The 25,336-nt window shown below is 63.8% G+C and carries 23 protein-coding genes; 10 read left to right on the forward strand and 13 right to left on the reverse strand.

Features of this window, described 5'->3' with window-relative positions; translation table 11 throughout:
• Positions 1 to 63 precede the first annotated feature (63 nt).
• Positions 64 to 1,464, reverse strand: coding sequence for a dihydrolipoyl dehydrogenase (gene lpdA / locus CR917_RS00710; RefSeq protein WP_104571761.1), 1,401 nt, complete (start codon positions 1,462 to 1,464; stop codon positions 64 to 66).
• 188 nt (positions 1,465 to 1,652) lie between these two features.
• Here lpdA and cfaB point away from each other — a divergent pair, with 188 nt between their 5' ends.
• A complete protein-coding gene (gene cfaB, locus CR917_RS00715; protein WP_043861508.1) occupies positions 1,653 to 2,837 on the forward strand; it encodes a C17 cyclopropane fatty acid synthase CfaB in 1,185 nt (394 codons plus the stop codon).
• Positions 2,838 to 2,846: 9 nt separating this feature from the next.
• Here the strand turns inward: cfaB and cls are convergent, their stop codons facing one another.
• Positions 2,847 to 4,286, reverse strand: coding sequence for a cardiolipin synthase (gene cls, locus CR917_RS00720; protein ID WP_054916444.1), 1,440 nt, complete (start codon positions 4,284 to 4,286; stop codon positions 2,847 to 2,849).
• 128 nt (positions 4,287 to 4,414) lie between these two features.
• Between cls and CR917_RS00725 the strand changes: the two genes are divergently transcribed.
• On the forward strand, positions 4,415 to 4,942 hold the full coding sequence (locus CR917_RS00725) for a DUF3617 domain-containing protein (protein WP_043861510.1): 528 nt from the start codon (positions 4,415 to 4,417) through the stop codon (positions 4,940 to 4,942).
• Here CR917_RS00725 and folE2 read toward each other — a convergent pair whose 3' ends face one another.
• Positions 4,943 to 5,842, reverse strand: coding sequence for a GTP cyclohydrolase FolE2 (gene folE2, locus CR917_RS00730; protein ID WP_104571762.1), 900 nt, complete (start codon positions 5,840 to 5,842; stop codon positions 4,943 to 4,945). It abuts the gene before it with no gap.
• A gap of 75 nt (positions 5,843 to 5,917) precedes the next feature.
• Positions 5,918 to 6,235, reverse strand: a complete 318-nt coding sequence (locus CR917_RS00735; protein ID WP_305887858.1) for a glutamine synthetase — start codon at positions 6,233 to 6,235, stop codon at positions 5,918 to 5,920.
• 153 nt (positions 6,236 to 6,388) lie between these two features.
• Between CR917_RS00735 and zigA the strand changes: the two genes are divergently transcribed.
• From zigA to CR917_RS00750, 3 genes are read left to right on the forward strand one after another with little or no spacing between them, the layout of a single operon-like run.
• Entirely contained in the window at positions 6,389 to 7,597 is a 1,209-nt protein-coding gene (gene zigA / locus CR917_RS00740) for a zinc metallochaperone GTPase ZigA (RefSeq protein WP_088513960.1), read from the forward strand.
• A complete protein-coding gene (locus CR917_RS00745) occupies positions 7,597 to 8,196 on the forward strand; it encodes a DUF1826 domain-containing protein (protein ID WP_104571764.1) in 600 nt (199 codons plus the stop codon). The genes zigA and CR917_RS00745 overlap by 1 nt, the downstream gene beginning before the upstream one ends.
• A gap of 42 nt (positions 8,197 to 8,238) precedes the next feature.
• Entirely contained in the window at positions 8,239 to 9,201 is a 963-nt protein-coding gene (locus CR917_RS00750) for a GTP-binding protein (RefSeq protein ID WP_100634894.1), read from the forward strand.
• A 54-nt stretch (positions 9,202 to 9,255) separates the two neighbouring features.
• Here the strand turns inward: CR917_RS00750 and CR917_RS00755 are convergent, their stop codons facing one another.
• Positions 9,256 to 9,648: a DUF3301 domain-containing protein gene (locus CR917_RS00755; protein WP_043861515.1), complete on the reverse strand. Its 393-nt coding sequence runs from the start codon at positions 9,646 to 9,648 to the stop codon at positions 9,256 to 9,258.
• A 117-nt stretch (positions 9,649 to 9,765) separates the two neighbouring features.
• On the opposite strand from CR917_RS00755, the gene pdxY reads away from it, so the two are divergent.
• The gene (gene pdxY / locus CR917_RS00760; RefSeq protein ID WP_100634868.1) at positions 9,766 to 10,638 is read left to right on the forward strand and encodes a pyridoxal kinase PdxY; all 873 of its coding nucleotides are present in this window, start codon (positions 9,766 to 9,768) and stop codon (positions 10,636 to 10,638) included.
• On the opposite strand, the gene CR917_RS00765 is transcribed toward pdxY, so the two are convergent.
• Positions 10,635 to 11,120, reverse strand: coding sequence for an acyl-CoA thioesterase (locus tag CR917_RS00765; protein WP_043861517.1), 486 nt, complete (start codon positions 11,118 to 11,120; stop codon positions 10,635 to 10,637). The genes pdxY and CR917_RS00765 overlap by 4 nt on opposite strands.
• Before the next feature lie 323 nt (positions 11,121 to 11,443).
• On the opposite strand from CR917_RS00765, the gene CR917_RS00770 reads away from it, so the two are divergent.
• Positions 11,444 to 13,204, forward strand: a complete 1,761-nt coding sequence (locus CR917_RS00770; protein WP_054916449.1) for a cation:proton antiporter — start codon at positions 11,444 to 11,446, stop codon at positions 13,202 to 13,204.
• On the opposite strand, the gene CR917_RS00775 is transcribed toward CR917_RS00770, so the two are convergent.
• The 4 genes from CR917_RS00775 to uvrD form a co-directional block, all read right to left on the reverse strand.
• Positions 13,201 to 14,013, reverse strand: coding sequence for an alpha/beta hydrolase (locus CR917_RS00775; protein ID WP_104571765.1), 813 nt, complete (start codon positions 14,011 to 14,013; stop codon positions 13,201 to 13,203). The genes CR917_RS00770 and CR917_RS00775 overlap by 4 nt on opposite strands.
• A gap of 157 nt (positions 14,014 to 14,170) precedes the next feature.
• Positions 14,171 to 14,578, reverse strand: coding sequence for an SMI1/KNR4 family protein (locus tag CR917_RS00780; protein WP_014720555.1), 408 nt, complete (start codon positions 14,576 to 14,578; stop codon positions 14,171 to 14,173).
• Positions 14,579 to 14,689: 111 nt separating this feature from the next.
• On the reverse strand, positions 14,690 to 15,541 hold the full coding sequence (locus tag CR917_RS00785; protein WP_043861520.1) for a Tim44 domain-containing protein: 852 nt from the start codon (positions 15,539 to 15,541) through the stop codon (positions 14,690 to 14,692).
• 193 nt (positions 15,542 to 15,734) lie between these two features.
• Entirely contained in the window at positions 15,735 to 17,918 is a 2,184-nt protein-coding gene (gene uvrD / locus CR917_RS00790; protein WP_043861521.1) for a DNA helicase II, read from the reverse strand.
• Positions 17,919 to 18,153: 235 nt separating this feature from the next.
• On the opposite strand from uvrD, the gene CR917_RS00795 reads away from it, so the two are divergent.
• Complete coding sequence (locus tag CR917_RS00795) at positions 18,154 to 21,024, forward strand: EAL domain-containing protein (protein WP_054916452.1); 2,871 nt, start codon at positions 18,154 to 18,156, stop codon at positions 21,022 to 21,024.
• 61 nt (positions 21,025 to 21,085) lie between these two features.
• Here CR917_RS00795 and CR917_RS00800 read toward each other — a convergent pair whose 3' ends face one another.
• Entirely contained in the window at positions 21,086 to 21,403 is a 318-nt protein-coding gene (locus CR917_RS00800; RefSeq protein WP_043861523.1) for a hypothetical protein, read from the reverse strand.
• A gap of 84 nt (positions 21,404 to 21,487) precedes the next feature.
• Positions 21,488 to 22,930 carry a glucose-6-phosphate dehydrogenase gene (gene zwf, locus CR917_RS00805; RefSeq protein ID WP_043861580.1) on the reverse strand — a complete coding sequence of 481 codons (1,443 nt, stop codon included), beginning with the start codon at positions 22,928 to 22,930 and terminating at the stop codon, positions 21,488 to 21,490.
• A 104-nt stretch (positions 22,931 to 23,034) separates the two neighbouring features.
• Between zwf and hexR the strand changes: the two genes are divergently transcribed.
• On the forward strand, positions 23,035 to 23,901 hold the full coding sequence (gene hexR / locus CR917_RS00810; protein ID WP_043861524.1) for a transcriptional regulator HexR: 867 nt from the start codon (positions 23,035 to 23,037) through the stop codon (positions 23,899 to 23,901).
• A gap of 162 nt (positions 23,902 to 24,063) precedes the next feature.
• Positions 24,064 to 24,282 (forward strand): PA3496 family putative envelope integrity protein, encoded by a 219-nt coding sequence (locus CR917_RS00815; protein ID WP_078481432.1) that lies wholly within the window; start codon positions 24,064 to 24,066, stop codon positions 24,280 to 24,282.
• On the opposite strand, the gene CR917_RS00820 is transcribed toward CR917_RS00815, so the two are convergent.
• Positions 24,224 to 25,171: a LysR family transcriptional regulator gene (locus tag CR917_RS00820; protein WP_173925032.1), complete on the reverse strand. Its 948-nt coding sequence runs from the start codon at positions 25,169 to 25,171 to the stop codon at positions 24,224 to 24,226. The genes CR917_RS00815 and CR917_RS00820 overlap by 59 nt on opposite strands.
• Between the last annotated feature and the right edge of the window lie 165 nt (positions 25,172 to 25,336).

Raw genomic sequence — 25,336 nt, forward strand, 5'->3', positions numbered from 1 at the left:
GAACCTGCGGTGATGGTCGCCGTCGGTTCAGGCGCACGGATCAAGCGTGCAGGCTGACCGGGGTCAGATCTGCATGGCCATGCCTTCGACGTTCATCGCCGCCTGGCGCAAGGCCTCGGAGCGAGTCGGGTGCGGGTGGCAGGTGAGGGCGATGTCTTCGGCCGAGGCCGAGAACTCCATGGCCACGCAGTACTCACCGATCATCTCGCTGACGCACGGGCCAACCAGGTGCACGCCGAGCACCTCGTCGGTTTCGGCATCGGCCAGCACCTTGGCGAAGCCTTCGGTCTCGTGGTTGATCTTGGCCCGGCTGTTGGCCATGAACGGGAACTTGCCGACCTTGTAGGCGCGGCCTTCGGCCTTGAGCTGCTCTTCGGTCTTGCCCACGCTGGCCAGTTCGGGGCGGGTGTAGATCACCCCCGGGATCAGCCCGTAGTTCACTTCGTGGGCCTTGCCGTGGATGCGCTCGATGCAGGCGATGGCTTCGTCTTCGGCCTTGTGGGCGAGCATCGGGCCGCTGGTGACGTCGCCGATCACCCACACGCCCGGCACGCTGGTGCGATGGCCCTGGTTCTCGAGCATGCCGCGCTTGTCGGTCTGCAGGCCTACCGTTTCCAGGCCCAGGCCCTGGGTGTAGGGGCGACGGCCGATGGCGACCAGCACGTAGTCGGCCTGCAGGGTTTCGGCGGTGCCGCCGGCGGCCGGTTCGAGGGTCAGGCTGACACCGTCGGCCGACGGCGTGGCCTGGGTCACCTTGCTGCCCAGCTTGAAGCTCATGCCTTGCTTGGCCAATGCGCGCTGCAGGGTCTTGGCGGTTTCTTCGTCGGTGCCGGGGCAGATACGGTCGAGGTATTCCACCACGGTGACCTGGCTACCGAGGCGGCGCCACACCGAGCCCAGCTCCAGCCCGATCACGCCCGCGCCGATCACCACCAGGTGTTTGGGCACCTGGGGCAGGGCGAGGGCGCCGGTGGAGTCGATGATGCGGTGGTTGTCGATGGTCACGCCGGGCAGCGGAGTCGGCTCGGACCCGGTGGCGATGACGATGTCCTTGGCCTGCAGTTCGGTCACGGCGCCCTGGTCATCGGTGACCTTGACCTTGCCCACGCCATCGAGCTGGCCCCAGCCCTTGATCCAGTCGACCTTGTTCTTGCGAAACAGGAACTCGATGCCCTTGGTCAGGCCCGCGACGCTCTCGTCCTTCTGTTTCATCATCTGCGCCAGGTTCAGGCTTGGCTTGACCTCGATACCGAGGTTGGCGAACTCGCTGCCGGCAGCCGCTTCGTAGAGTTCGGAGGCATGCAGCAGGGCCTTGGACGGCATGCAGCCAACGTTCAGGCAGGTGCCACCGAGGGTCGGGCGACCTTCGACACAGGCCACGCTCAGGCCCAGCTGGCCTGCGCGAATGGCAGCGTTGTAGCCGCCAGGGCCGCCGCCGATGATCACGACATCATAGGTTTTCATTGTTGTACTCCCGGATGAAGAATCGACAATGCCGCCAAGGTTAGGGGCCGATCTGGAGGTTGTATACAATTTATGCCACTACCTTTTTGCATCGGCCGGTCTACGACGATAGTCCGGCATGCCTCCCTGTTCTTGAGGATGGGCTACCCTTTTGTGCAGACGTCCGAAGATTACGGGAGGCTCATTTCATGCTTGCGCAACTTCCACCTGTTCTGCAAAGCCTGCGGTTGCCCTTGCGACTCAAGCTTTGGGATGGTCACGAATTCGATCTCGGCCCCCAGCCGCAGGTCACCATCGTGGTCAAGGATCCCCAGCTGATCGGCCAGTTGACCCACCCCAGCCTGGATGAGCTGGGCGCGGCGTTCGTCGAGGGCAAGCTGGAACTGGAGGGCACCATCGGCGAAGTCATCCGCGTGTGCGACGAGCTCAGTCAGGCGTTGCTCACGGACGAGGAAGAAGACCAGCCGGTGCGCAGCGAGCATGACAAGGCCACCGACGCGGCGGCCATTTCCTACCACTACGACCTGTCCAACGATTTCTACCAGCTGTGGCTGGACCGCGACATGGCGTACTCCTGCGCCTACTTCAAGACCCCCGGCGACACCCTTGAGCAGGCCCAGCAGAACAAGTTCGAGCACCTGTGCCGCAAGCTGCGGCTCAAGCAGGGCGACTACCTGCTGGACGTGGGCTGTGGCTGGGGCGGGTTGTCACGTTATGCCGCACGTGAGTTCGGCGCCAAGGTGTTCGGCATCACCCTGAGCAAGGAGCAGCTCAAGTTGGGGCGTGAACGGGTCAAGGCAGAAGGGCTTGAAGATCAGGTGGAACTGCAGATTCTCGACTACCGCGACCTGCCCCAGGACGGTCGCTTCGACAAGGTGGTGAGTGTCGGCATGTTCGAGCACGTGGGGCATGCCAACCTGGCGTTGTACTGCCAGCGGTTGTTCGGCGCGGTGCGCGAAGGTGGCCTGGTGATGAACCACGGCATCACCGCCAAGCATGTGGACGGGCGCCCGGTGGGGCGCGGCGCGGGCAATTTCATCGAGCGCTATGTATTCCCCCATGGCGAGCTGCCGCACCTGTCGATGATCAGTGCGCGTATCAGCGAAGCGGGGCTGGAAGTGGTCGACGTCGAGAGCCTGCGCCTGCATTACGCACGGACGCTGGCGCAGTGGAGCGATCGCCTCGAAAGCCAGCTGGACAAGGCCGCGAGCCTGGTGCCGGAAAAGGCCCTGCGCATCTGGCGGCTGTACCTGGCCGGTTGCTCCTATGCCTTTTCCAAGGGCTGGATCAACCTGCACCAGATTCTGGCAGTCAAGCCGTTCGCCGATGGAGGCCACGACCTGCCGCTGACCCGCGAGGACCTGTACCGCTGACAGTCGCGCTCAGAGGATCGGCGAGATCAGTCGGGCGATGCGCATCCCCAGTTGTTGCAGGCGGCGCGTCTGCTGGCTGTCCTCGGGGGTGATTTCCCGCGCTTGGTCGAAGTCGTGCTGGAGCATGGCTTCGACCTGTGCGGCAAAGGCAAGGTCTACGGTCAGCAGCATGATTTCGAAGTTCAGGCGGAACGAGCGGTTGTCCAGGTTGGCACTGCCGATGGCGCTGACTTCGTTGTCGACCAGCACCACCTTCTGGTGCAGAAACCCCGGCCCGTAGCGGAACATGCGCACCCCGGCCTGCACCGCCTCGAAGGCGAACAGGCTGGAGGCGGCGTACACGATACGGTGGTCAGGGCGCGAGGGAATCAGGATACGCACGTCGACGCCACGCAACACCGCCAGGCGCAGCGCGGCCGACACGGCCTCGTCGGGAATGAAGTACGGGCTGGTGATCCAGAGCCGCTCGCGCGCCGCGTGGATGGCGTCGACAAAAAACAGCGAACAGGTCTCCTGCGGATCGGCCGGCCCGCTGGCCAGTACCTGGCAAAGTACGCCGTTGTCGGGGTAGGTGTCGGGCAGGATCAGTGGCGGCAACTGGCGCGCCGCCCAGTACCAGTCTTCGGCAAAGGATTCCTGCAGGCAGGCCAGCACCGGGCCGCTGACCTGCACATGGGTGTCGCGCCAGGGCGATAGCCTGGGGTTGCCGCCCAGGTACTCGTCGCCCACGTTATGGCCCCCCATGAACCCCAGCATGCCGTCGACCACCACGATCTTGCGATGGTTGCGGAAGTTGACCTGGAAGCGGTTGAACCAGCCGCGGCGGGTGGCGAAGGCGCGGATGTTCACGCCGCCTTCGCGCAAGCTCTGTATATAGGCGGAGGGCAGGGCGTGACTGCCAACGCTGTCGAACAGCACGTAGATCTTCACCCCTTCCGCGGCCTTTCTCAGCAGCAGCGCCTTGAGTTCACGGCCGATGCCGTCGTCGTGGATGATGAAGAACTGGATCAGTACCGTGTCGTGAGCCGCTTCTATCGCCTTGAAGATCGCGTCGAAGGTGGCCTGCCCGTCGATCAGCAGGCTGACCTGGTTGTTGGCCAGGCACGGCATGCGCCCAAGCTTGGGCATGGCCCGCAGCGCCGCATAGGATTCGGAGTTGCGCGCGGTCAGCGCCTCTTCCACCCAGGGGCGCCAGTTGAGGTCGGCCATGGCCACGTGCATTTCGCGGTTGGCCTGGCGGCGGGCCTGGATGTAGGCGTCGAAGGTGCGACTGCCGAACACCAGGTACGGAATCAGCGTGAAGTAGGGGATAAACAGCAGCGACATGGCCCAGGCAATTGCACCTTGGGCAGTGCGCACGGTGAACACGGCATGCAGGGCGGCAATCACGCCCAGCAGGTGAATCAAACCGATGAGGTAACCGAAGAAGTAAGGGCTGTGGTAATCCATACACATTCTGCTATCCGAGGGCACTGCCCGCTAACAGAGCACGTTCGCGCCTGCACTTGCAACTGAAAGCACGAAAACGCGTCTAAGCTGTGTTCCGGCTTGGGGCCGGATTCTGAAGGAGTCACTACATGAAAAGTCGTCTGCCGATGCTGGCACTGGTACTGGGCCTGGCGAGCCCGTTGGTGCATGCGCAGATGTTGCAACCGGGCCTGTGGGAGTTGACCAGCAGCAACATGCAGGTCGATGGCAAGCCACTGCCCGACATGGAATTCATGCTCGGCCAGTTGAAGAACCTGCCGCCCGAGCAGCGCGCAATGATCGAGGGTGGCCTGGCCAAGCAAGGCATCAGCGTCGGGGGCAAAGGGGTGCGTTCGTGCCTGACCCAGGAGCAGGTTCAGACCAACGACATTCCGCTGCAAGACCCGCAGTCGGGGTGCACGCAGAAGATCACCGAGCGCAACGGCAATGTGTGGAAGTTCACCTTCAGTTGCCCCAAGGCTCAAGGCAACGGTGAAGCGCAGTTTCTCAGCGATCGGGAATTTCTGACCAAGGTCAGCGGCACGTTCAATGCGTCCGGTGTTGAGCAAAAGGGCAGCATGAACACCCGTGCGGTGTGGCTGGGCAACGATTGCGGCACGGTCAAGCCGCGCACCTGATCAGCGCGGGTGCCACTGCCATTGGCTTTGCGCGACAGCGTCGTGGGCATGCAGGCTTTCGGCATGTTCCACACGCAGCTTGAAGCCGTCGATCCACGGCAGCGGTTGCAGGGCCAGATGCAGGCGCCTCGCGGCGTCTTCGCAGAACATCAGGTTCTGCCCGTTGGCCAGCGCAAACGCCTGTTCGTCGGCTCGTTTCACGGCTGTCTGCACAGCAGTGCCGAGAGCTGCCTCGGCCAGGTCGATCAGCTGTCGAAAGGGCATTTGCTCCTCGCCTGGGGCCAGGCGCAGGTGCAGATGGGCCGTGCTGCGTTGGCTGTGTGGTGTTGCGACGATGCCTTGGGCGGTGCCGAGCCAATGCAGGATGGCAGCATGATCGAGGTTACTGCGGTTGGCGAAATCATCGACGAACTGCTGCTGAATCAATTGGCGGGCGAGCGCGGCGGAGCATGGGCAGGTCGAGGAATACTCGACTTGTGCGTTTAGTTCCACGTGGAACACTCCGTTTTCCAAACGTGCGTCCACACTCACCGGGTAAGCCTTCCAGCCTGCCAGCGGGCTGACCAGCGCAGGCCGCTTGAGCAACAATTCAAAGCCCAGACGCAGGTAAGCGGTGGTAGAGAGGCCCTGATGGCTGTCGATAAACCGTTCCAGGACCTGGCGCATCAACCCTACTGAAAACGCCGCGTGCTCGAATGCCTCCAACGCGAGGTACAGGCGCGACATGTGAATCCCCCGCGAGGCTCCATCATCCAGGCTGACGCCGGCATCGGCGCTGGCGCGTACCTGCACGCCGTCGAGTGTGATCGGCAGTGCGATGCCGCACATGCCAACCCATTCCAGAGGCATGGATTGCTGGCTGGCCTGAGCGGCGATATCGGGAAGGGTCAGGGCGTTCATGCTGAAACCATCGCTGAATTAAAAACCGATACGTTACATTATAACGATTCATTCATCATAGCTTTTTCCGAGTCCTCACTCGCAGCCCCCAAGGCGATTGCAACGCAGGCTGAAGCGTTGGCCGCTGGAGCTGGACACCCGGTTCTGCGTGGTCCAACCCACCCGGCGGCTATAGCCGACCCAGGCTTCGCCGTCGTTGGCCAGGCCCGTGTAGAAGGTCAGCGGCCCATAGAGGCTGTTGGTTTGCACCCAGCGTCGCTGCCCCAACACCTCAACGCCGCGCACGTACTGGGTATTGCCCTGGCTGTGCACGCTGTACACATTGCCGTCGCGATCTTGGCAGGCCAGCAGGTTGGCGCTGCGCGTGCATTGGGCAGGCTCACTGCGCGGCATCGCGGCGTGAACCGTCGCGACAGGAATTAGCAGGAGCGAAAGCAGTACGAAGGTTTTCATCCAATCTCCGATTGGCTAAATTGCATTGTTATAATATAACATTGAAAAAGGCATCCTTCGAATGCCCCGACGCCCTGATGAGGTATTTGCGCCATGACCGACCGTCTCCCCGTTACTGTGCTGTCCGGCTTTCTAGGTGCCGGCAAGAGCACCCTGCTCAACCATGTGCTGCGTAACCGCGACAACCTGCGGGTGGCGGTGATCGTCAACGACATGAGTGAAATCAATATCGACGCCAGCGAAGTGCAGCGCAACGTCAGCCTCAATCGTGCAGAAGAAAAACTGGTCGAGATGAGCAATGGCTGCATCTGCTGCACCCTGCGCGAAGATCTGCTCGAAGAGGTCGCGCGGCTTGCCCGCGAGGGGCGTTTCGATTACCTGTTGATCGAGTCCACCGGCATATCCGAGCCGCTACCGGTAGCCGAAACCTTTACCTTCCGTGATGAACAAGGCCGCAGCCTGGCCGACCAGGCGCGGCTGGACACCATGGTCACGGTGGTCGACGGGCTGAATTTCCTGGGTGACTACCAGGCCGCCGACAGCCTGGCTTCGCGCGGCGAGACCCTGGGCGAGGGCGATGAACGTTCCATCAGCGACCTGCTGATCGAGCAGGTCGAGTTCGCCGATGTGATCCTGTTGAGCAAGATCGACCTGATCGGCAGCGATGAGCGCGAAGAACTCTGCGCCATTCTGCGCTCGCTCAATGCCCACGCCCAGATCGTGCCGATGGTGATGGGGCAGGTGCCATTGGCGCAGATTCTCGATACCGGCCTGTTCGACTTCGAGCGTGCTGCCCAGGCGCCGGGCTGGCTGCAGGAACTGCGCGGTACGCATGTGCCGGAAACCCAGGAGTACGGCATTGCCGCCACTACCTGGCAGGCCCGCCGCCCCTTGCACCCACAGCGTTTTTTCGACTTTATCCACAGGCCCTGGAGCAACGGCCGCCTGTTGCGTTCCAAGGGCTTTTTCTGGCTGGCCAGCAAGCACCAGGAAGCCGGCAGCTGGTCCCAGGCCGGCGGCATGATGCGCCACGGCTTTGCCGGTCGCTGGTGGCGTTTCGTACCACGCGGGCAATGGCCCCAGGACCCGCAGGACGCGGCGGCGATCCTCAAGCACTGGACGGCCGAATGCGGCGATTGCCGACAGGAGCTGGTGTTCATCGGGCAGCACATCGACTTTGCGCAACTGGATGCCGAGCTGGGCGCCTGCCTGCTGAGCGATGAAGAAATGGCATTGGGCGCCGAGGGCTGGCAACGCCTGCCCGACCCGTTTGGCGACTGGCACGACGAAGAGGCGGCCTGATGCTGGCCCTGAAACGCCGTGGCAGCGCCCGGCAAACAGTCGGCGAATCGCCCCAGGTGCTGACCGAGGTGCTGCAGGATGGCGTCAATCTGGCCGTGTGGCAGCGCCAGTTGCCGGTGCATGTGGCCGATTTTGCCCAGGTGCTGTTGTCCCTTGGGCAGCCGCTGGCCGAGTCCCTGACCCTGGAGTTGCAGCCAGATGACGACGCACCCGCCCTGCGCGGGTTGGCGGCAGCGTATGCCGATCTGCAGGGGTATGAGGGGTTCATCTGCGATGTGCGCTGGCTGGTGGGCGCCTACGCCTGCCTGCTCGACGCGCGTCGGGTGGGGCTGCGCCTGCGCGCACTGGAGGGCGCAATGTGCCCGCGTTTTCACGTCGACCACGTGCCGGCGCGGCTGATCTGTACCTATGCGGGCCCCGGCAGTGAATGGCTGACGGCGCCCGATGCGGTGCAGGTGGAGCAGTTGTCGACCGGTGATGTGGCCGTGCTCAAGGGCGAGAGGTGGCTGGGTAATGAGGGGCATGGGCTGGTGCACCGTTCGCCGGCGGTACCTGCAGGGCAGCGCCGCCTTATGCTGACGCTTGACTGGATGGCCTGAGCGCGCAGCATAGTGCGTATCCTTCCTGACGAATCGATGCGCATGCTGCAGAACATACCCACCCACCTGATCGGCGGCCCCCTGGGCGCCGGCAAGACCAGCCTGATCCGGCACCTGCTGGCCCAGCGCCCGGCCCACGAGCGGTGGGCGGTGCTGATCAACGAGTTCGGCCAGATCGGCCTGGATGCCGCCTTGCTCGCCACCGACGATGATGGCGTGGCGATGGGCGAAGTGGCGGGCGGATGCCTGTGCTGCGTGAATGGTGCACCGTTCCAGGTGGGCCTGGGGCGCTTGTTGCGCAAGGCGCGCCCTCATCGACTGTTCATCGAGCCTTCGGGGCTGGGTCATCCTGCCCAGTTGCTGGCCCAGCTGAGCGAAGCACCCTGGCAAGGCGTGCTGGCGGTTCAGCCGTCGGTGCTGGTACTGGACGCTCAGGCATTGGCGGCAGGCCAGGTATTACCCCAGCCGCAGGCGCAGGCACTGCACGGTGCGGGGCTGCTGGTGCTCAACAAATCTGAAGGCTTGGCGGCCGCCACGCGCCTGTGGATAAGCCAGGGCTTGCCTGATGTACCCCAGCTTTGGACGGACCATGGGCAGATTGCGCTGAACAGCCTGCCGGGCGTTGGTGTGCATCCGTTGCCGGTGGATAACTTCAAGTTGCCGGAGGCCAGGCCGTTGCCGGCGGCGCTGTGGATAAACCCGCTGACGCCGATCTGTCTTTATCAACAGCTGGAGCAGGGCTGGAGCATTGGCTGGCGCTGGCACCCGAGCCAGCAGTTGCACCCGCAGCGTTTGCAGCAATGGCTTGCAGGCCTTGGGTGGCGCAGGGCGAAGCTGGTTATCCACAGCCCGGAGGGTTGGCAGTCGGCCAATGCGCTGGAGGGGCAGGCGCTGCACTGGCAGGCCAGCGAGTGGCGGCGCGACTCGCGTATCGAGCTGATTTTTGCACAGCCGCAGGCAGTGGCGGCCTTGGAGCAGGGGATGCAGGAATGCCGGATTCCCTGAAGACAGGGCCGGCCTCTTTGCAGGCAAGGCTGGCCCCGGTAGACGAAGGGAACGTCACTGGCGCCAGCGATTGTGCTCCTGGCGCCACTGGTTCATCTCGATCACGTTGCCGCCCTGCACCGGCGGCTTGATCTCGAACGGGTAGGGTGCCAGTTCGATCTGCATCGTGTGCGCGCCAAACTGCGTCACCGTACCGGGGTGACGATGTTCGCCCGTCACCGTGAATTCGAAGTTGTACACACGGGCCAGGCGCTTGCGCCCGTTGGCATCGCGCACAAAACCGATGCGCTTGAGCGCCACGTTGCCATCCAGCAGTTCCAGGTCGAGCTTGGCGCAATGCTGCTTGACCCGTTCCAGTGCCTTTTCGCGCAGGCCGTGGTTATGCCACAGCCAGGCGCCTGCGGTGGCCAGCAGCATCAGCACCAGAAGGTTTTCGAGGGTTAACATCTACGTTCGCTCCAACCAGATAGGCTCAGCTTAACTGCCACCCCGGTCTGTCGTACAGGTGGCATTTGGCGCCATACTGCGCGCCTTGTTTTTCATTCGATCGTTTGGAAGCCCTGCATGAAACGTACACCGCATCTGCTCGCCATCCAGTCACACGTGGTATTCGGCCACGCCGGCAACAGCGCCGCGGTGTTTCCGATGCAACGGGTGGGGGTCAATGTCTGGCCGCTGAACACCGTTCAGTTCTCCAACCATACTCAGTATGGCCAGTGGACCGGCGAAGTGCTTGCGCCAGAGCAAATTCCGGCGCTGGTGGACGGGATTGCGACGATCGGCGAGCTGGGCAACTGTGATGCGGTGCTTTCCGGCTACCTCGGCAGCGCCGCCCAGGGCCGTGCGATTCTTACTGGGGTGGCGCGGATCAAGGCGGTCAACCCGAACGCCCTGTACCTGTGCGACCCCGTCATGGGGCATCCGGAAAAAGGCTGCATCGTACCCGCCGAGGTCAGTGACTTCCTGCTCGAGGAAGCGGTTGCGGTGGCGGATGTGCTGTGCCCCAATCAGTTGGAGCTCGACAGCTTCTGCGGGCGTCGGGCCGAGTCGCTGGAGGACTGCGTGGCCATGGCGCGCAGCCTGCTCGCCCGCGGGCCCAAGGCTGTGCTGGTCAAGCACCTGGCATACCCGGGACGCAAGGCCGAAGACTTCGAGATGCTGCTGGTGACTGCCGAAGGCAGTTGGCACCTGCAGCGACCGCTGCTGGCGTTTGCGCGGCAGCCGGTGGGGGTCGGCGATCTGACCTCCGGCCTGTTCCTGGCGCGGGTGCTGCTGGGTGACAGCTGGGTGGCGGCTTTCGAATTCACTGCCGCGGCCGTGCACGAGGTGCTGCTGGAAACCCAGGCTTGCACCAGCTACGAGCTGGAGCTGGTGCGTGCCCAGGACCGCATCATGCACCCGCGGGTGCGCTTCGAGGCGCGGCGCCTGGCGCTCTAGAAGGCGTCGCCCTTGAGTTCCTGGTAGCGCTTTTCGAGTTCCTGGCGAATCAGGCGGCGCTGCTTGCCTTGCACGAAGCGGCGCTTTTCCTCGCTGGTCTCTGGCTGGCGTGGCGGCACGGCGACCGGCTTGCGATCGTCGTCCACCGCGACCATGGTGAAGAAGCAGCTGTTGCTGTGGCGCACCGAGCGCTCGCGGATATTTTCGGTGACGACCTTGATCCCGACCTCCATCGAGGTGTTGCCGGTGTAGTTCACCGACGCCAGGAAGGTCACCAGTTCGCCCACGTGTACCGGCTCGCGAAAGACCACCTGATCCACCGACAATGTCACCACATAACGGCCCGCGTAGCGGCTGGCGCAGGCATAGGCGACTTCATCGAGGTACTTGAGCAGGGTGCCGCCGTGTACGTTGCCAGAAAAGTTGGCCATGTCCGGGGTCATCAGGACGGTCATCGACAGCTGGGCGTTTCCAGGTTCCATAGTGTGCTCACGGTAAGGTTGCGCTGAGGCGGGGTGGCGAGTGGTCGTCACGCTTCTTTTCCCCAATTTCGAATCCCATGAAAACGGGACGCTGACAGCGCCGTTGCCGTCACGCCGTTCGTGCCATCTTTGGCGTGTTACCGGTCTATCTGTTTCTTGATATTACACCGCCTTTTCGTCGCAGGCGCCGGTGTTAACCTGACCAAGCCCATGCAATGTGGTGCCTGGCGTCATTTGACAGACTAATTCCCCCGCCGCTCCACGACAGGCATGTCATCGAGCGGCGGGCTTGTTCTTCGGTTCGAAGTAAGGAGCTCCACGCCGTGCATGCCATCAGCTTTATTCAGGATCTGGCGGTGATCATGCTGGTTGCCGGTGTGGTCACCATCCTGTTTCACCGTTTCAAGCAGCCGGTGGTACTCGGCTATATCGTCGCCGGCTTCATCATCGGCCCGCACACCCCGCCATTCGGCCTCATCCACGACGAAGACACGATCAAGACGCTGGCCGAACTCGGGGTGATCTTCCTGATGTTCTGCCTGGGGCTGGAGTTCAGCCTGCGCAAGCTGTTCAAGGTGGGGGCCACGGCGTTCATTGCGGCCTTCCTCGAAATCGTGCTGATGATCTGGATCGGCTTCGAGATCGGCCGCTGGTTCGGCTGGAACACCATGGACTCGCTGTTCCTGGGCGCAATCCTGGCAATTTCTTCCACCACCATCATCGTCAAGGCGCTCAACGACCTGAAGATGAAGAACGAGCGCTTCGCCCAGCTGATCTTCGGTGTGCTGATCGTCGAGGACATCCTCGGTATCGGCATCATTGCCCTGCTGTCGGGCATTGCGGTCAGCGGCGCGGTCAGTTCCGGCGAGGTGTTCTCCACCGTCGGCAAGCTCTCGCTGTTCATGATCGTGGCGCTGGTCATCGGCATACTGCTGGTACCGCGGGTACTGGCCTACGTGGCCAGGTTCGAAAGCAACGAGATGCTGCTGATTACCGTGCTGGGACTGTGCTTCGGCTTCTGCCTTCTGGTGGTCAAGCTCGAGTACAGCATGGTGCTGGGCGCGTTCCTGATCGGGGCGATCATGGCCGAATCGCGCCAGTTGCTGAAGATCGAGCAGTTGATCGAGCCGGTTCGCGACCTGTTCAGTGCCATCTTCTTCGTCGCCATCGGCCTGATGATCGACCTGAGCGTGCTCATCGAGTACATCTGGCCGATCGTGGTCATTACTGTAGCGGTGGTCCTGGGCAAGATGCTCTCGTGCGGCATGGGCGCCTTCATCGCCGGCAACGACGGTCGCACCTCGTTGCGGGTGGGCATGGGGCTTTCGCAGATCGGCGAATTCTCCTTCATCATCGCTGCGCTGGGCATGACCCTGCAGGTCACCAGCGACTTCCTTTACCCGGTGGCGGTGGCGGTGTCGGCCATTACCACCTTGCTCACGCCCTACCTGATTCGCGCCGCCGACCCGCTGTCGCTCAAGCTTGCCAGTGTGGTGCCCAAGCGCCTGTCGCGGGTGCTGTCGCTGTACGGCGAATGGCTGCGCAGCATCCAGCCGCAGGGCGAGGGCGCGATGGTGGCGGCGATGATCCGGCGCATCCTGCTGCAGGTGGGGGTCAACCTGGCGCTGGTGGTGGCGATCTTCTTCAGTGGTGGTTACTTCGCGGCACGCATCGGCGAGTACCTGAGCGAATGGTTGCCCGACCTGGCCCAGCAGAAAGCGCTGATCTGGGGCGCGGCGTTGCTGCTGTCATTGCCGTTCCTGATTGCCGCGTATCGCAAGCTCAAGGCGCTGTCGATGCTGCTGGCCGAAATGGGGGTCAAGCCGGAAATGGCCGGGCGCCATACCCAGCGCGTGCGCCGGGTGATCGCCGAGGTGATCCCGCTGCTGTCGCTGCTGGTGATCTTCCTGCTGCTGTCGGCGCTGTCGGCGAGCATCCTGCCCACCAGCGAGCTGCTGTTGCTGATTGCGGTGGTGGCGGCCGGCGTGGTGGCGTTGCTGTGGCGCTGGTTCATCCGGGTGCACACGCGCATGCAGATCGCACTGCTCGAAACCCTCGACAATCAGAAGGAACATCACCCCTAGGGTTTGCAGCGCAGCGGCTGGTCCCGCCATTGGGCCCAGGCCCGTGTCCAGCCTTCGGCGTGGCTCACACCGGGCAGCGCAACCTGCTGCATGCAGCGGGCACTGCCCAGTTCCACGCGGTAGTGCTCGAACAGCGAGGCCGGCACGCTGCGGTCCTGCAGCCCGAGAAGGTGGCGCTGCGGCAGGTCGCGCAGGCGCTGGCGATAGTCCAGCGGCTCCAGTGAGCCCGCCAGTGGCGTCAGTTGCAGGGTCTGTGCCCAGTACCGCGGGCTGAGGTTGCCGGCCAGGGTCTGTACCTGGGTAACGTCGCTTCGCCGGGCGGCCAGCAGCAAGGCCAGCGCACCCCCGCCGGAATAGCCGATCAGCTCGAACTCCTGGTTGCCATAGCGCTGCTTGATGCCGCTCAGGGCTTGGTCCAGGCTATCGAGCACTGCCTTGCCAAAGCGCTGGTCGGTCCACATCGCTGCGCGGCAGCCAGGCGCACTGACGAACTGGCAAGGGCGCGCCAGATACAGGCTGGGCTGTGGGTCTTCCAGGGCCAGTCGCGCCAGCAACAGGTTGCGCGGGCTGGGGTCCAGGCTGGGTTGGCTGGAGGTGGCCCAGGCGCGTCCGTCACCTTCCAGATAGACGCGCAGGCGCAGGGCGCCTGGCGCCTTGAGCGGAACGCTCAGCGCCAGCGGGAAGGGCTGGGTAGGCTGGATCTCGACACGATGGCCATGGGCGTGGCTGAGGGTCTGCAACTGTGTCAGCGGCGCCTGGCAGCCGCTCGCCAGCAGCAGGGCGAGCAGTGTGAACAGTCTGGAGTACATCGACAGGGCCCCGGCATGTGAAGGTGCATTCCTGTGCGCGCGGGTCGTATGTCCGAGGGGATGGAGCGGTAGCAACACCGCCGCGCACAGGAAGGCGCGGCGATTCTACGAAGATTGATAGCTCAGAGCCATCATTTTTGTCCGACAAACTGACGGATCAGCTTTCCAGCCACACGTCGCGCGCCCAGTGCCATACCGATTCCCAGGTTTCTTCGGTCACCAGCTCTTCTTCGGCCGACCACAGCACCACGGTGCCGTCTTCCTCGACGCAGTAGTAATCGTCACCATCCTGGCAGATCGGAATCAGCGAACGGTCCACGCCGGCATCCCAGGCATTGGCCGCCACGTCAGGCAGGTAGGTATGCGATTGCGGGTCGGTAACGGTCACCGGCTCCAGGCTGCCGTACACCACATCGCTGACGGTCAACAGGAACTCCCTGAAGACGAACGGGATATCGATGAACAGCTGTTCTTCAATCTCGACCAGCAGGTCTTCGTCGGGCAACTCAAGCGGTACGGGTACCGGTTCGTTGGCTTCACGCAGTTGCTCGATGATTTCTTCCACGGGTTCAATCCTCTTACCTTGACGACACGCTGCGCGTTATACCCTAGTAGGACGCTACGCTAAAAGCAAAACCCCGGGCAAGCCCGGGGTTTTTTGTGCAATGCCTCAAGATCAGCCGTTCTGGCGGATCCCTGCGACCAGCCAAGGCTGGTTTTCGCCCTGGGCACGTTCCATGTTCCAGCTTTCGCTGAACACTTCGCCCTGGTCGAAACGCGAGGTTTTCGACACACCGCTGAAGGTCAGGGTGGCGATGGTGCGGTCGGCACGGTCATCCACGCCTTCCAGCTGCACGTTCAGGTCGTCGATGTAGGTGGACTGGAAGCCTTCACCCAGCTCGGCACGTTCCTTTTTCAGGAACTGCAGCATCTGCGGGGTAACGAACTCGGCGATCTTGTCGATCTCGTTGGCGTCCCAGTGCTGCTGCAGGGTCTGGAAGTGGTTGCGTGCAGCGGCCAGGAAGCTCTCTTCATTGAACCAGGCTGGTGCGTTGATCACCGGGCGGGCCGCGGCAGGTGCAGCGGAACCACCGAAGATCGACGGCTGAGCCGGTTGCTCGTGAACTTCACGCTGGAACGGCGCGTGACCGGCAGCGGCCATCTGCGGCTGTTGCTTGCGGCGACGGGCGGCAATGAAACGGAAGATCAGGAAGGCGATGACCGCCATGATCAGGATGTCGAAGATCTGCATGCCCTGGAAGCCGTCGCCCATGAACATGGAGGCCAGCAGGCCACCGGCGGCGAGGCCGGCCAGAGGGCCGAGCCAGCGCGAAGCACCGCTGGCGGCTGCCGGTGGACGGCCTGCCGCATTTGGCGTGGCGGCCGGCGTGGCCGGAGCGGCCTGGCGCGTCTGGTGGGTCGGCGCGGCGCCCGAGCTCTTGCCGCCGCCGAAGCGCTTGGCGTTGGCGTCGAGGCTCAGCGTAAGGCCGATGCACAGCGCCAAGGCGATGCTAAGAAAACGTTGCATAGAAGGGTATTCCCGTTTTGTGGAGTGCACGCGCGCCATGGTGCACAGGTTGTAGGACACATGACTAGCGCCATAATGTTTCTATCTTTTGCTTGGCGCTGTGGGATGTTTATCAAGTGCGTGTAGGAATTGGCCGACACCTTCGCCGGCAAGGCCGGCTCCCACAGGGGACGGCCCCTGCCGGCGGAGGGTGTTACAGCGGCTCCAGCTTGGCGTAGCCAAGCATCAGCCACTTGCTGCCTTCGGCGAAGTTCACCTGCACCCGCGCCTGGGCACCGGCGCCCTCGAAATTGAGGATCACGCCCTCGCCAAACACCGCGTGCTGCACGCGCTGGCCGAGGTTGAACGCGGTTTCGGGGATGTTCGCCGCACCGAACAGGCTGCTCGAATTCTGTTTCTGACCCGAGCCGAACGGCCGGCTGACGCTGTTGGACAAGCGCACTTCCTGCACCAGCCCCGCAGGGATCTCACGCACGAATCGCGACACCTTGTTGTAGGTTTCGCTGCCGTACAGGCGGCGGGTCTCGGCGTAGGTCATCACCAGCTGCTGCATGGCGCGGGTAATGCCCACATAGGCCAGGCGACGTTCCTCTTCCAGGCGGCCGGGCTCTTCCAGGCTCATCTTGTGCGGGAACAGGCCCTCTTCCATGCCCACCAGGAACACGTGGGGGAACTCCAGGCCCTTGGCGCTGTGCAGGGTCATCAGCTGGATGCTGTCTTCGTGTTCCTCGGCCTGGGCATCGCCGGCCTCGAGGGAGGCGTGGCCCAGGAACGCAGCCAGCGGCGACAGCTCGGCGTCTTCCTCGGCGCTTTCGAAGTTGCGCGCGGCGCTGACCAGTTCTTCAAGGTTTTCTACCCGTGCCTGGCCCTTTTCACCCTTTTCTTCCTGGTGATAGACGATCAGCCCGGACTGCTCGATCACGGTCTGGGTCATCAGGTGCAACGGCATGTCCATGACCTTGGCCGAGAGGTTCTCGATCAGCTCGATGAACGCGGCCAGGGCGCTGGCGGCACGGCCCTTGAGGCCCTTGTTGGCGATCAGCAGGCTCATCGACTCCCACATCGATACCTGGGCGTGACGGGCGTGTTCGCGAATCGCCTCCACGGTCTTCTCGCCGATGCCGCGCGGCGGCACGTTGATCACCCGCTCCAGCGCCGCGTCATTGCCACGCCCTTCAAGCAGGCGCAGGTAGGCCATGGCGTTCTTGATCTCGGCGCGTTCGAAGAAGCGCTGACCACCATAGATGCGGTACGGGATGCGCTCGCGCAGCAGGGCTTCCTCGAGCACCCGCGACTGGGCGTTGGAGCGGTACAGGATGGCGATGTCGCTGCGCGCCATGCCGGTCTTGAGCGCGCTCTCGATGGTCTCGACCACATAGCGCGCTTCGTCGTGTTCGTTGAAGGCGGCGTACAGGCTCAGCGGTTCGCCGTCGCCGCCGTCGGTCCACAGCTCCTTGCCCAGGCGATCACTGTTGTTGGCGATCAGGGCGTTGGCCGCCTTGAGGATGCCGGCGGTGGAGCGGTAGTTCTGCTCCAGGCGGATCATCTGGGTGTCGGGGAAGTCGGCACTGTACTGGTGGATGTTCTCGATCTTGGCGCCGCGCCAGCCATAGATGGACTGGTCGTCGTCGCCCACCACCATCAGGCTGTCACCGCCCTGGGCCAGCAGGCGCAACCAGGCGTACTGCACGGCGTTGGTGTCCTGGAACTCGTCCACCAGCAGGTGGCGGAAGCGCCGCTGGTAGTGCTGCAGCAGGCCCGGGTTGTCGCGCCACAGGTCCAGCGCGCGCAGCAGCAGTTCGGAGAAGTCGATCACGCCGGCGCGCTGGCAGGCTGCCTCGTAGGCCTCGTAGATGCTGCGCATGGTGCCCAGGAACAGGTCGCCGCTGGCCTGGATGTGCTGCGGGCGCAGCCCTTCGTCCTTCTGCCCGTTGATGAACCACTGCGCCTGGCGTACCGGCCAGCGCTGTTCGTCCAGGCCCAGCTCGCGGATCACCCGCTTGACCAGGCGTTGCTGGTCGTCGCTGTCGAGGATCTGGAAGTTCTGGTTCAGCCCCGCTTCCTGCCAGTGGGCACGCAACAGGCGGTGCGCCAGGCCGTGGAAGGTACCCACCCACATGCCGGCCGGGTTGATGCCCATCAACTGCTCGATGCGCTGGCGCATCTCGGCGGCGGCCTTGTTGGTGAAGGTCACCGACAGCACCGAATGGGGTGAGGCCTGCTCGACCTGGATCAACCAGGCGATACGGTGCACCAGCACTCGGGTCTTACCGGAGCCGGCACCGGCCAGAACCAACTGGCGACCAAGCGGGGCCGCTACGGCCTGGCGTTGGGCGTCGTTGAGGGAGTTCAACAGGAGGGAGAGGTCATCGCGCATCCGGCCATTTTAGGGGCGCAAGCGAGCCGGGGGCAAACCCATGGTGGAAAAAGATCGCCCAAGGCGCCGCCCGCTCATCGGTCGCGCCCCTTGGCCCGCGTGCTTGAGGGCTCGGCACTGAAACCAGGTTCCATAATTGCCACGCACAATTTATGACCCAGAGCAGTTTGGCCCAGGCGCCTGCTTGTGTATGCTCCGTGCTCGTTCGAGGCTCACCATTACAAGAACATTGCCTATGACCTTCGCATCTGCCTCCGTCAGCGTGCCGCTGGAAGCGCGCCGCGGTATTCGCAAACAGTTCGCCACGCAACTGGCCGTCGAGCGTACCCGTCTGTTGTACCAGGGCTCGTTGCTACCCACCCTGTTCATGCTGCTCAACGGCCTGGTGTGTGCCTGGCTGCTGTGGAGCCCGCAGCGCTACCTGCTGGTCAGTGTGTGGATCGTCTGGTTGATGGCGCTGGTAGCGCTGCGGGTCATTCAGGTTGCGGCCTTCGACGCGGCGATGCCCGATCGACAGGTGCAACCGACCTGGTGGCGCATGTTCCTGCTCGGTTCGGCCTTCAGCGGCCTGACCCTGGCCAGCGCGGCGATTGCCCTGGTGCCTGTGGATAACTTCGTGCAACAAGCCTGGGTCTTCGGCTTGCTGGGGGCCGCGACCCTGTCGGCGAGTGTGGCCTACGCGGTCAGCCTGCCGGCGTTCCTGAGTTTCACCTTGCCGTGCCTGCTGCCGCCGATCGCGTTCCTGTTCTGGCGCGGTGACGAGCAGCAGCAGGGCTGGGGCTGGCTGGGGCTGATCCTGCTCGGCGCGTTGATGGTGGTGGCCTGGCAGGTCAATCGGCTGATCGAGGGGGGCCTGTTGCGCCGCTTTCAGAACCAGGCGCTGATCGAGCACCTGCAGGCCGCGCAGGCGCGCAGCGAGCGGCTCAACAAGGCCCTGGCGACCGAGGTCGAGCAGCGTCGGCTGATCGAGGAGCAACTGCGTCAGGCCCAGGCCGGGCTGGAATCGAGGGTGGCGCAGCGCAGCCAGGAGCTGGACCGCGCCAACCAGGCCCTGAGCAAGAGCGAGCAGCGCCTGGCCCTGGCGCTGGAAGCCAGTGAGCTGGGGCTGTGGGACTGGAATCTGGAAACCGACGAGGTGCATCACACCCAATTGCACGAGCTGTTCGGCCTGAACCCGGAGCAGGTGCGGGCGGTGCAGGCGCACCTCAAGCCGCGCCTGCACCCGGATGACGTGCCGGCGCTCAAGCGCGCCCTGGTCGACCACCTCAAGGGGCGCACCGACGATTACCGTATCGAGTACCGCTTCCGCCACGCCCAGGGCCACTGGTGCTGGATCGAGGACCGCGGCCGCGCGGTGGAGCGCGATGCCGCCGGGCGGGTGGTGCGCATGCTCGGCACCCGGCGCGACGTGAGCGCGCGCAAGGCCCAGCAGGAACAGCAACGCCTGGCCGCAACCGTATTCGAGGCGGCCAGCGAAGGCATCGCAATCATGGGGCCGGACTATGCCGTACTGGCCGCCAACCAGGCGTTCTGCCACATGACCGGCTACGTGCGCGAAGAACTGCTGGGGCGCAATGCGCTGGAGCTGCCATGCAGCCGCGACGCTCGCCGGCACTACGGTGCCATCGACCAGGCCCTGGCGCAGCAGGGGCGCTGGGAAGGCGAGCTGGTTGAGGCGCGCAAGAGCGGGGAACTCTACCCGCAGTGGCTGCAACTGACCGGCGTGACGGATGCGCGTGGCCAGGTCGGCACCATCGTGGGTTTCTTCACCGACCTGTCGGCACGCCGCGAGTCCGAAGAGCGCCTGCGGTACCTGGCGCACTACGACGAACTGACCGGCCTGGCCAACCGCGCGCTGTTCCGCCTGCGTCTGCATGAAGCCGGCCAGCGCCTGCGTGGCAGCGGTCGCAGCCTGGCGCTGCTGCACATCGACCTGGACCGCTTCAAGCTGCTCAACGACAGCCTGGGCCACGAGCTGGCCGACCGGCTGCTCAAGACCATGGCCCAGCGCATCGGCAACGCAGTGCCCGAGGCCGATACCGTGGCGCGTCTGTCCGGTGACGAGTTCGTGGTGCTGTTCGACGGCTATTCACACCTGTCCAGCCTGGTGCGGGTGGCGACGCGCCTGCTGGACAAGCTGCGCGTGCCGCTGCGTGTCGACGGGCACGAGCTGGTGATCAGCGCTTCAGTGGGGGTCAGTCTGCTGCCCGATGCCAGCCTGGATGTCAGCACCCTGGTGAGCCAGGCCAACATGGCCATGCAGCACGCCAAGCACCTCGGCGGCGACGGGTTCCAGTTCTACACCGAGAGCCTGCAGGCCAGCACCCTGGAGCGCCTGCAACTGGAGAACCAGCTGCGCAAGGCCATCGAAGAACGCCAGCTGGAGGTCTATTACCAGCCCAAACTGTGCCTGACCAGCGGCCGCCTGCAGGCTGCCGAGGCCCTGGTGCGCTGGCATCACCCGCAGGTGGGCATGGTGCCACCGGGCGACTTCATCGGCCTGGCCGAAGAGACCGGGCTGATCGCGCCGATGGGCGAGTTCGTGTTGCGCCAGGCGTGCTGGCAGGCCTGTGAATGGCAACGGCAGGGGCTGGCGCCGATTCGCGTGTCGGTGAACCTGTCGGTGTATCAGTTGCGCCAGGGCAAGCTGGTCAGCCTGGTGCGTCAGGTGCTGGAAGACAGCGGCCTGGCACCGCACCTGCTGGAGCTGGAGCTGACCGAAAGCCAGTTGCTCGACAGTGTGGAGCACATCATCGCGACCTTTCATCAGTTGCATGAACTGGGGGTCAAGCTGGCCATCGACGATTTCGGCACCGGTTATTCGTCGCTCAGCTACCTCAAGCGTTTTCCGGTGAATTACGTGAAGATCGACCAGACCTTCATCCGTGGCCTGCACGAAGGCAGCGAGGACGCCGCAATCACCCGTGCGATCATTGTCATGGCCCACAGCCTGGGCCTGCAGGTGGTGGCCGAAGGGGTGGAAACCCAGGAGCAGCTGGCGTTTCTGCGCGAGCAGGGCTGCGATGAGGTGCAGGGCTACCTGATCAGCCGGCCGGTGGAGGCCGACAGCCTGGCCGCCTTGCTGCGTGAGGATCGGCGCTGGTAGCCCCACGGCCAGGGCCCCGATCAACGGGGCCCTGGCGTTGTAACAAGTCGCAGCCTGCCGGTCAGTGTGTGACCAGGATCTCCTCCAGGCTCACCAGCAGTTTGCCGTCGTGGAAAATATCCACTTTCGGGATGTTGCTGTGGTCGCCGTCCATTTCGAAACAGACCGCACGTTCGGTGATCACCTGGGCAGCCAGGGCGTCCACATTCTCCAGCTTCAGTTCCAGCGCCAGGGCGTGCGATTTGTCCTGGATGGCGCGTTTCACCAGCACCGGCACGATGGCCGAGGTGGCGACTTCCACGGTGCCATACACTCGAAACCTGGCGTTGCCCGGCATCTTGTCGTTCTGCGCGATCCAGCCTTTTGTTTTCAGGGACATTCCTTTGTACTCCATTCGATGGTGGGTGGGATGTTGCGTGCCCACTATCGAACAGCGCGGCTGCACCCGGCAGCCGGAAAGCTTTCAACCGTGCCAGGCGCGTCCCTGGTGAGCCAGCAGGCTGTGGGCCTGGTCCGGGCCATTGGAGCCGGCCGGGTAAGGGCGGGGGGCCTGGAAGTGCTCCTGCCAGCCAGTCAGGATCGGGTCGATCCAGGCCCATGCGGCCTCCACTTCGTCGCGGCGCATGAACAGGGTCGAGTCGCCGTCCAGAACATCCAGCAGCAGGCGTTCGTAGGCGTCCCAGCGTCGTGCCTGGCCGAACACCTGGGCCAGGTTCAGGTTCAGTTCCACCGGCTCCAGGCGCATGCCCTTGCCCGGTGCCTTGGTCATCATCTGCAGGCTGATGCGCTCATCGGGCTGCAGCTGGATCAGCAACTGGTTGGCCTGGTCGCCGTCGAACAGGCGATGGGGCACCGGCTTGAACTGGATGACGATCTGCGAGGAGCGCTTGGCCATGCGCTTGCCGGTACGCAGGTAGAAGGGCACGCCGGCCCAGCGCCAGTTGTTGATGTGGGCTTCGACGGCGACGAAGGTTTCGGTGTCGCTGTCGTTGTCCACGTCCTTCTCGAAGTAGTAGGCCGGAACCTCCTGCCCGCCGATCTTGCCGGCGCTGTACTGGCCGCGCACGGTCTTGTCCTGCACGTCCTGCCCGGTGATGGGTTTGAGGGCCTTGAGGATCTTGACCTTTTCATCGCGCACCGCCTCGGCCTCGAACTGCGCTGGTGGTTCCATGGCTACCAGGCAGAGCAGTTGCAGCAGGTGGTTCTGCAGCATGTCGCGGGTGGCGCCGGCACGGTCGTAGTAGCCGCCGCGGTTTTCCACGCCGAGGGTTTCGCACACGCTGATCTGCACGTGGTCCACCTGGTTGGTGCGCCACACCGGCTCCAGCAGCGCGTTGGCAAAGCGCAATGCCATGAGGTTCTGCACCGTCTCCTTGCCCAGGTAGTGGTCGATGCGAAACACCTGGGATTCGGCGAATACCGCGCCGATGGCGCTGTTGATCGTGGTGGCGGACTCCAGCGAGTGGCCGATGGGTTTTTCCAGCACGATACGCGCTTCGCTGTCGACCAGCCCGGCCACCTGCAGGTGGGTGGCGATGGGCACGAACAGGTTGGGTGCGGTGGCCAGGTAGTAGACCCGCGTCAGCCCGCCGGGCTCGCCCAGAAAGCGGGCGAGGCGGCCGAAATCGGCGCTCTGCATGGCGTCCATGGAGAAGTAGTCCAGGCGCGTGGAAAAGCGGTGCCACACCTCGTCGCTGAAGTCCTGGGGCGCGATCTGGGCGCGGCAGCGGCGTTCGACCAGCTTGAGAAATTCAATCCGTGGCAAGGGCCGGCGGGCCAGGGCGATGATCCGCACGGCGTTGTGCAGACGGCCTTCGCGAAACAGGTGGTAGAGCGCTGGAAGCAGTTTGTTCAGGGCCAGATCGCCGGTACCGCCGAACACCAGAATGTCGCACGGGATAGTCAATGCCACCACTCTCCAAGATCGTTTAGCTGGGCGGGTCGCCGGTCATGTAGTATAACTACAAGAAAGCTACAACCCGGTCAGCCGATCATAACCGAGTCCTGCCCTTGAATCTGTTGCAACACATCGCCCAGTCGCGCCATCTGCTACGCAAATCGGAACTGAAGGTTGCCGATCACGTATTGCTCGATCCAGCGGCTGTCATGCATAGCTCCATGGCTGATCTGGCGCACAGCGTCGGGATCAGCGAGCCGACCATCGTGCGTTTCTGCCGGGCGATCGGTTGCACCGGTTTCCAGGACCTCAAGCTCAAGCTGGCGCAAAGCCTGGCGGCGGGTGCGAGCTTCGGTCAGTTCGCGATTCATGAAGACGATTCGGTAGCCGACTACAGCCTGAAGATCTTCGACACCACCCTGCACACCCTGATGGAAGTGCGCGAGCACCTCGATGCCCAGGCATTGCAGCGCGCCGTGACGGCCATGGCCCAGGCGCAGCGCGTGGAGTTCTACGGGTTTGGTGCATCGGGTGCGGTGGCTGCCGATGCCCAGCACAAGTTCTTCCGCCTGTTGCTGACGGCAGCGGCGTATTCCGACCCGCACATGCAGGCGATGTCGGCGGTCACCCTCAAGCCGGGTGACGTGGCGATCTGCATTTCCCAGTCAGGGCGTTCCAAGGACCTGCTGATCACTGCCAACCTGGTGCGTGAAAGCGGCGCGACGCTGATCACCCTGTGCCCGAGCCAGACCCCGCTGGCCGAACTGTCCACGGTCAACCTGGCCATCGACGTGCATGAAGACACCGAAATCTACACTCCGCTGACCTCGCGTATCGCCCACCTGGTGGTGATCGACGTGCTGGCCATGGGCGTTGCCATGGCGCGCGGGCCGAGCCTGGTCAACCACCTCAAGAGCGTCAAGCGCAGCTTGCGCAGCCTGCGCCTGTCGCCCAAGTCGATCAAGGCGATGGACGACTGATCGTCTTGCACCGCTCGAACTGACGCCTTCGCTGGCTTGCCGGCGAAGGGCAGCACCGCATGCCACGCCTGATTGTTCATGCTTTTGTAACCCCCCCGCCGCCAAACCGTAACCCCGCCCGGGCACGCTGAAACTCCCCGCAATCGACCAGGGAGACACGCAATGGCTCGTGAATTCGATGGCTCGCACCAACCTACCGCCAAGTCCCGCAAGCAGCAGGAAAAGGATCAGCGCCGCATGGAGTTTCGCCGCGCGATCGAAAGCTATTCCGAGCAGCGCCAATTGCTGCAGGACATCGCCGACTACCCCGAACTGCACGCTGTCAGCGTATGGCAGGTGTCAGCGGCAACGTCCCCGAGAAACGCTCAACAAGCGCGCTGATCTTCGCACGTTCGCTGCGGATGAACGCAACAAAGGCCAGGGCCACCGGCGACTGCCGCTTGGCCTTGGCCTGCACCACGCACCAGCTGCGATACAGCGGCAGCTCCTCTACCGGCAGCTCGCGCAGCACCCCGGTGGCCAGTTCCATGTTCAGTGCATGCCGGGTCAAAAGGGCGATGCCAAGGCCTGCGATCACGCATTCGCGCTGGGCGTCGGCCGACGCTACTTCCAGGGTCTGGGTGAAGTGCACGCGCTTTTCCTTGAAGTACTCCTCGCACGCCTTGCGCGTGCCCGAACCCTGTTCGCGCACCAGCAGCGTATGCGGCTCCAGGTCCTGCAGGCGCAGGCTGTCGAGCGTGCACAGCGGGTGATCGGGCGGGGCCACGGCCACGATCGGGTTGTTCAGGAAGGGCAAAAACTCCAGGCCCATGTCCTGCGGCACCATCGACATGATGATCAGGTCGTCGCGGTTGTCCGACAGGCGCCGGATGGCCTGGGCGCGGTTGACCACGGTGAGGGTCAGGTTGACCTCCGGGTGCAGGCGCTTGAAGGCGGCGAACAGGTGCGGCACGAAGTACTTGGCGCTCGATTCCACCGCCAGCTTGAGCTGGCCCTGCAGCGAGCCCTGCATGTCCGACAGCTGCATGTCGAGGCTCTCCAGGCGTCCGAAGATGTCCCGGCTGGCGCGTTGCAGCGCCTCGGCGGCCTCGGTGAGGTAGAGCTTCTTGCCGACGTACTCGAACAGCGGCTGGCCCACCAGTTCTTCGAGCTGGCGGATCTGTAGACTAACGGCGGGTTGCGTCAGCGACATCTCCTCGGCGGCCCGGCTGTAGGAACGCAAATCACACACTTCATTAAAGATCTGCAATTGACGCAATGTCATACGCATCAATGACTTACGCATATTTCCCGTCGCCTCGGCAAAACCCTGTTACGGCACTATAAGCAATTGCTAATGCTGCCCCTAACAAATATTGATTTTTGTTTATTCACGTTCGGCGCTAGGGTGATTATACGACTGGCCAGCGACGTCTGGTCACGCGCCGACCGGTAC

Source organism: Pseudomonas sp. BRM28, assembly GCF_002939405.1.
Classification (GTDB): domain Bacteria; phylum Pseudomonadota; class Gammaproteobacteria; order Pseudomonadales; family Pseudomonadaceae; genus Aquipseudomonas; species Aquipseudomonas palmensis.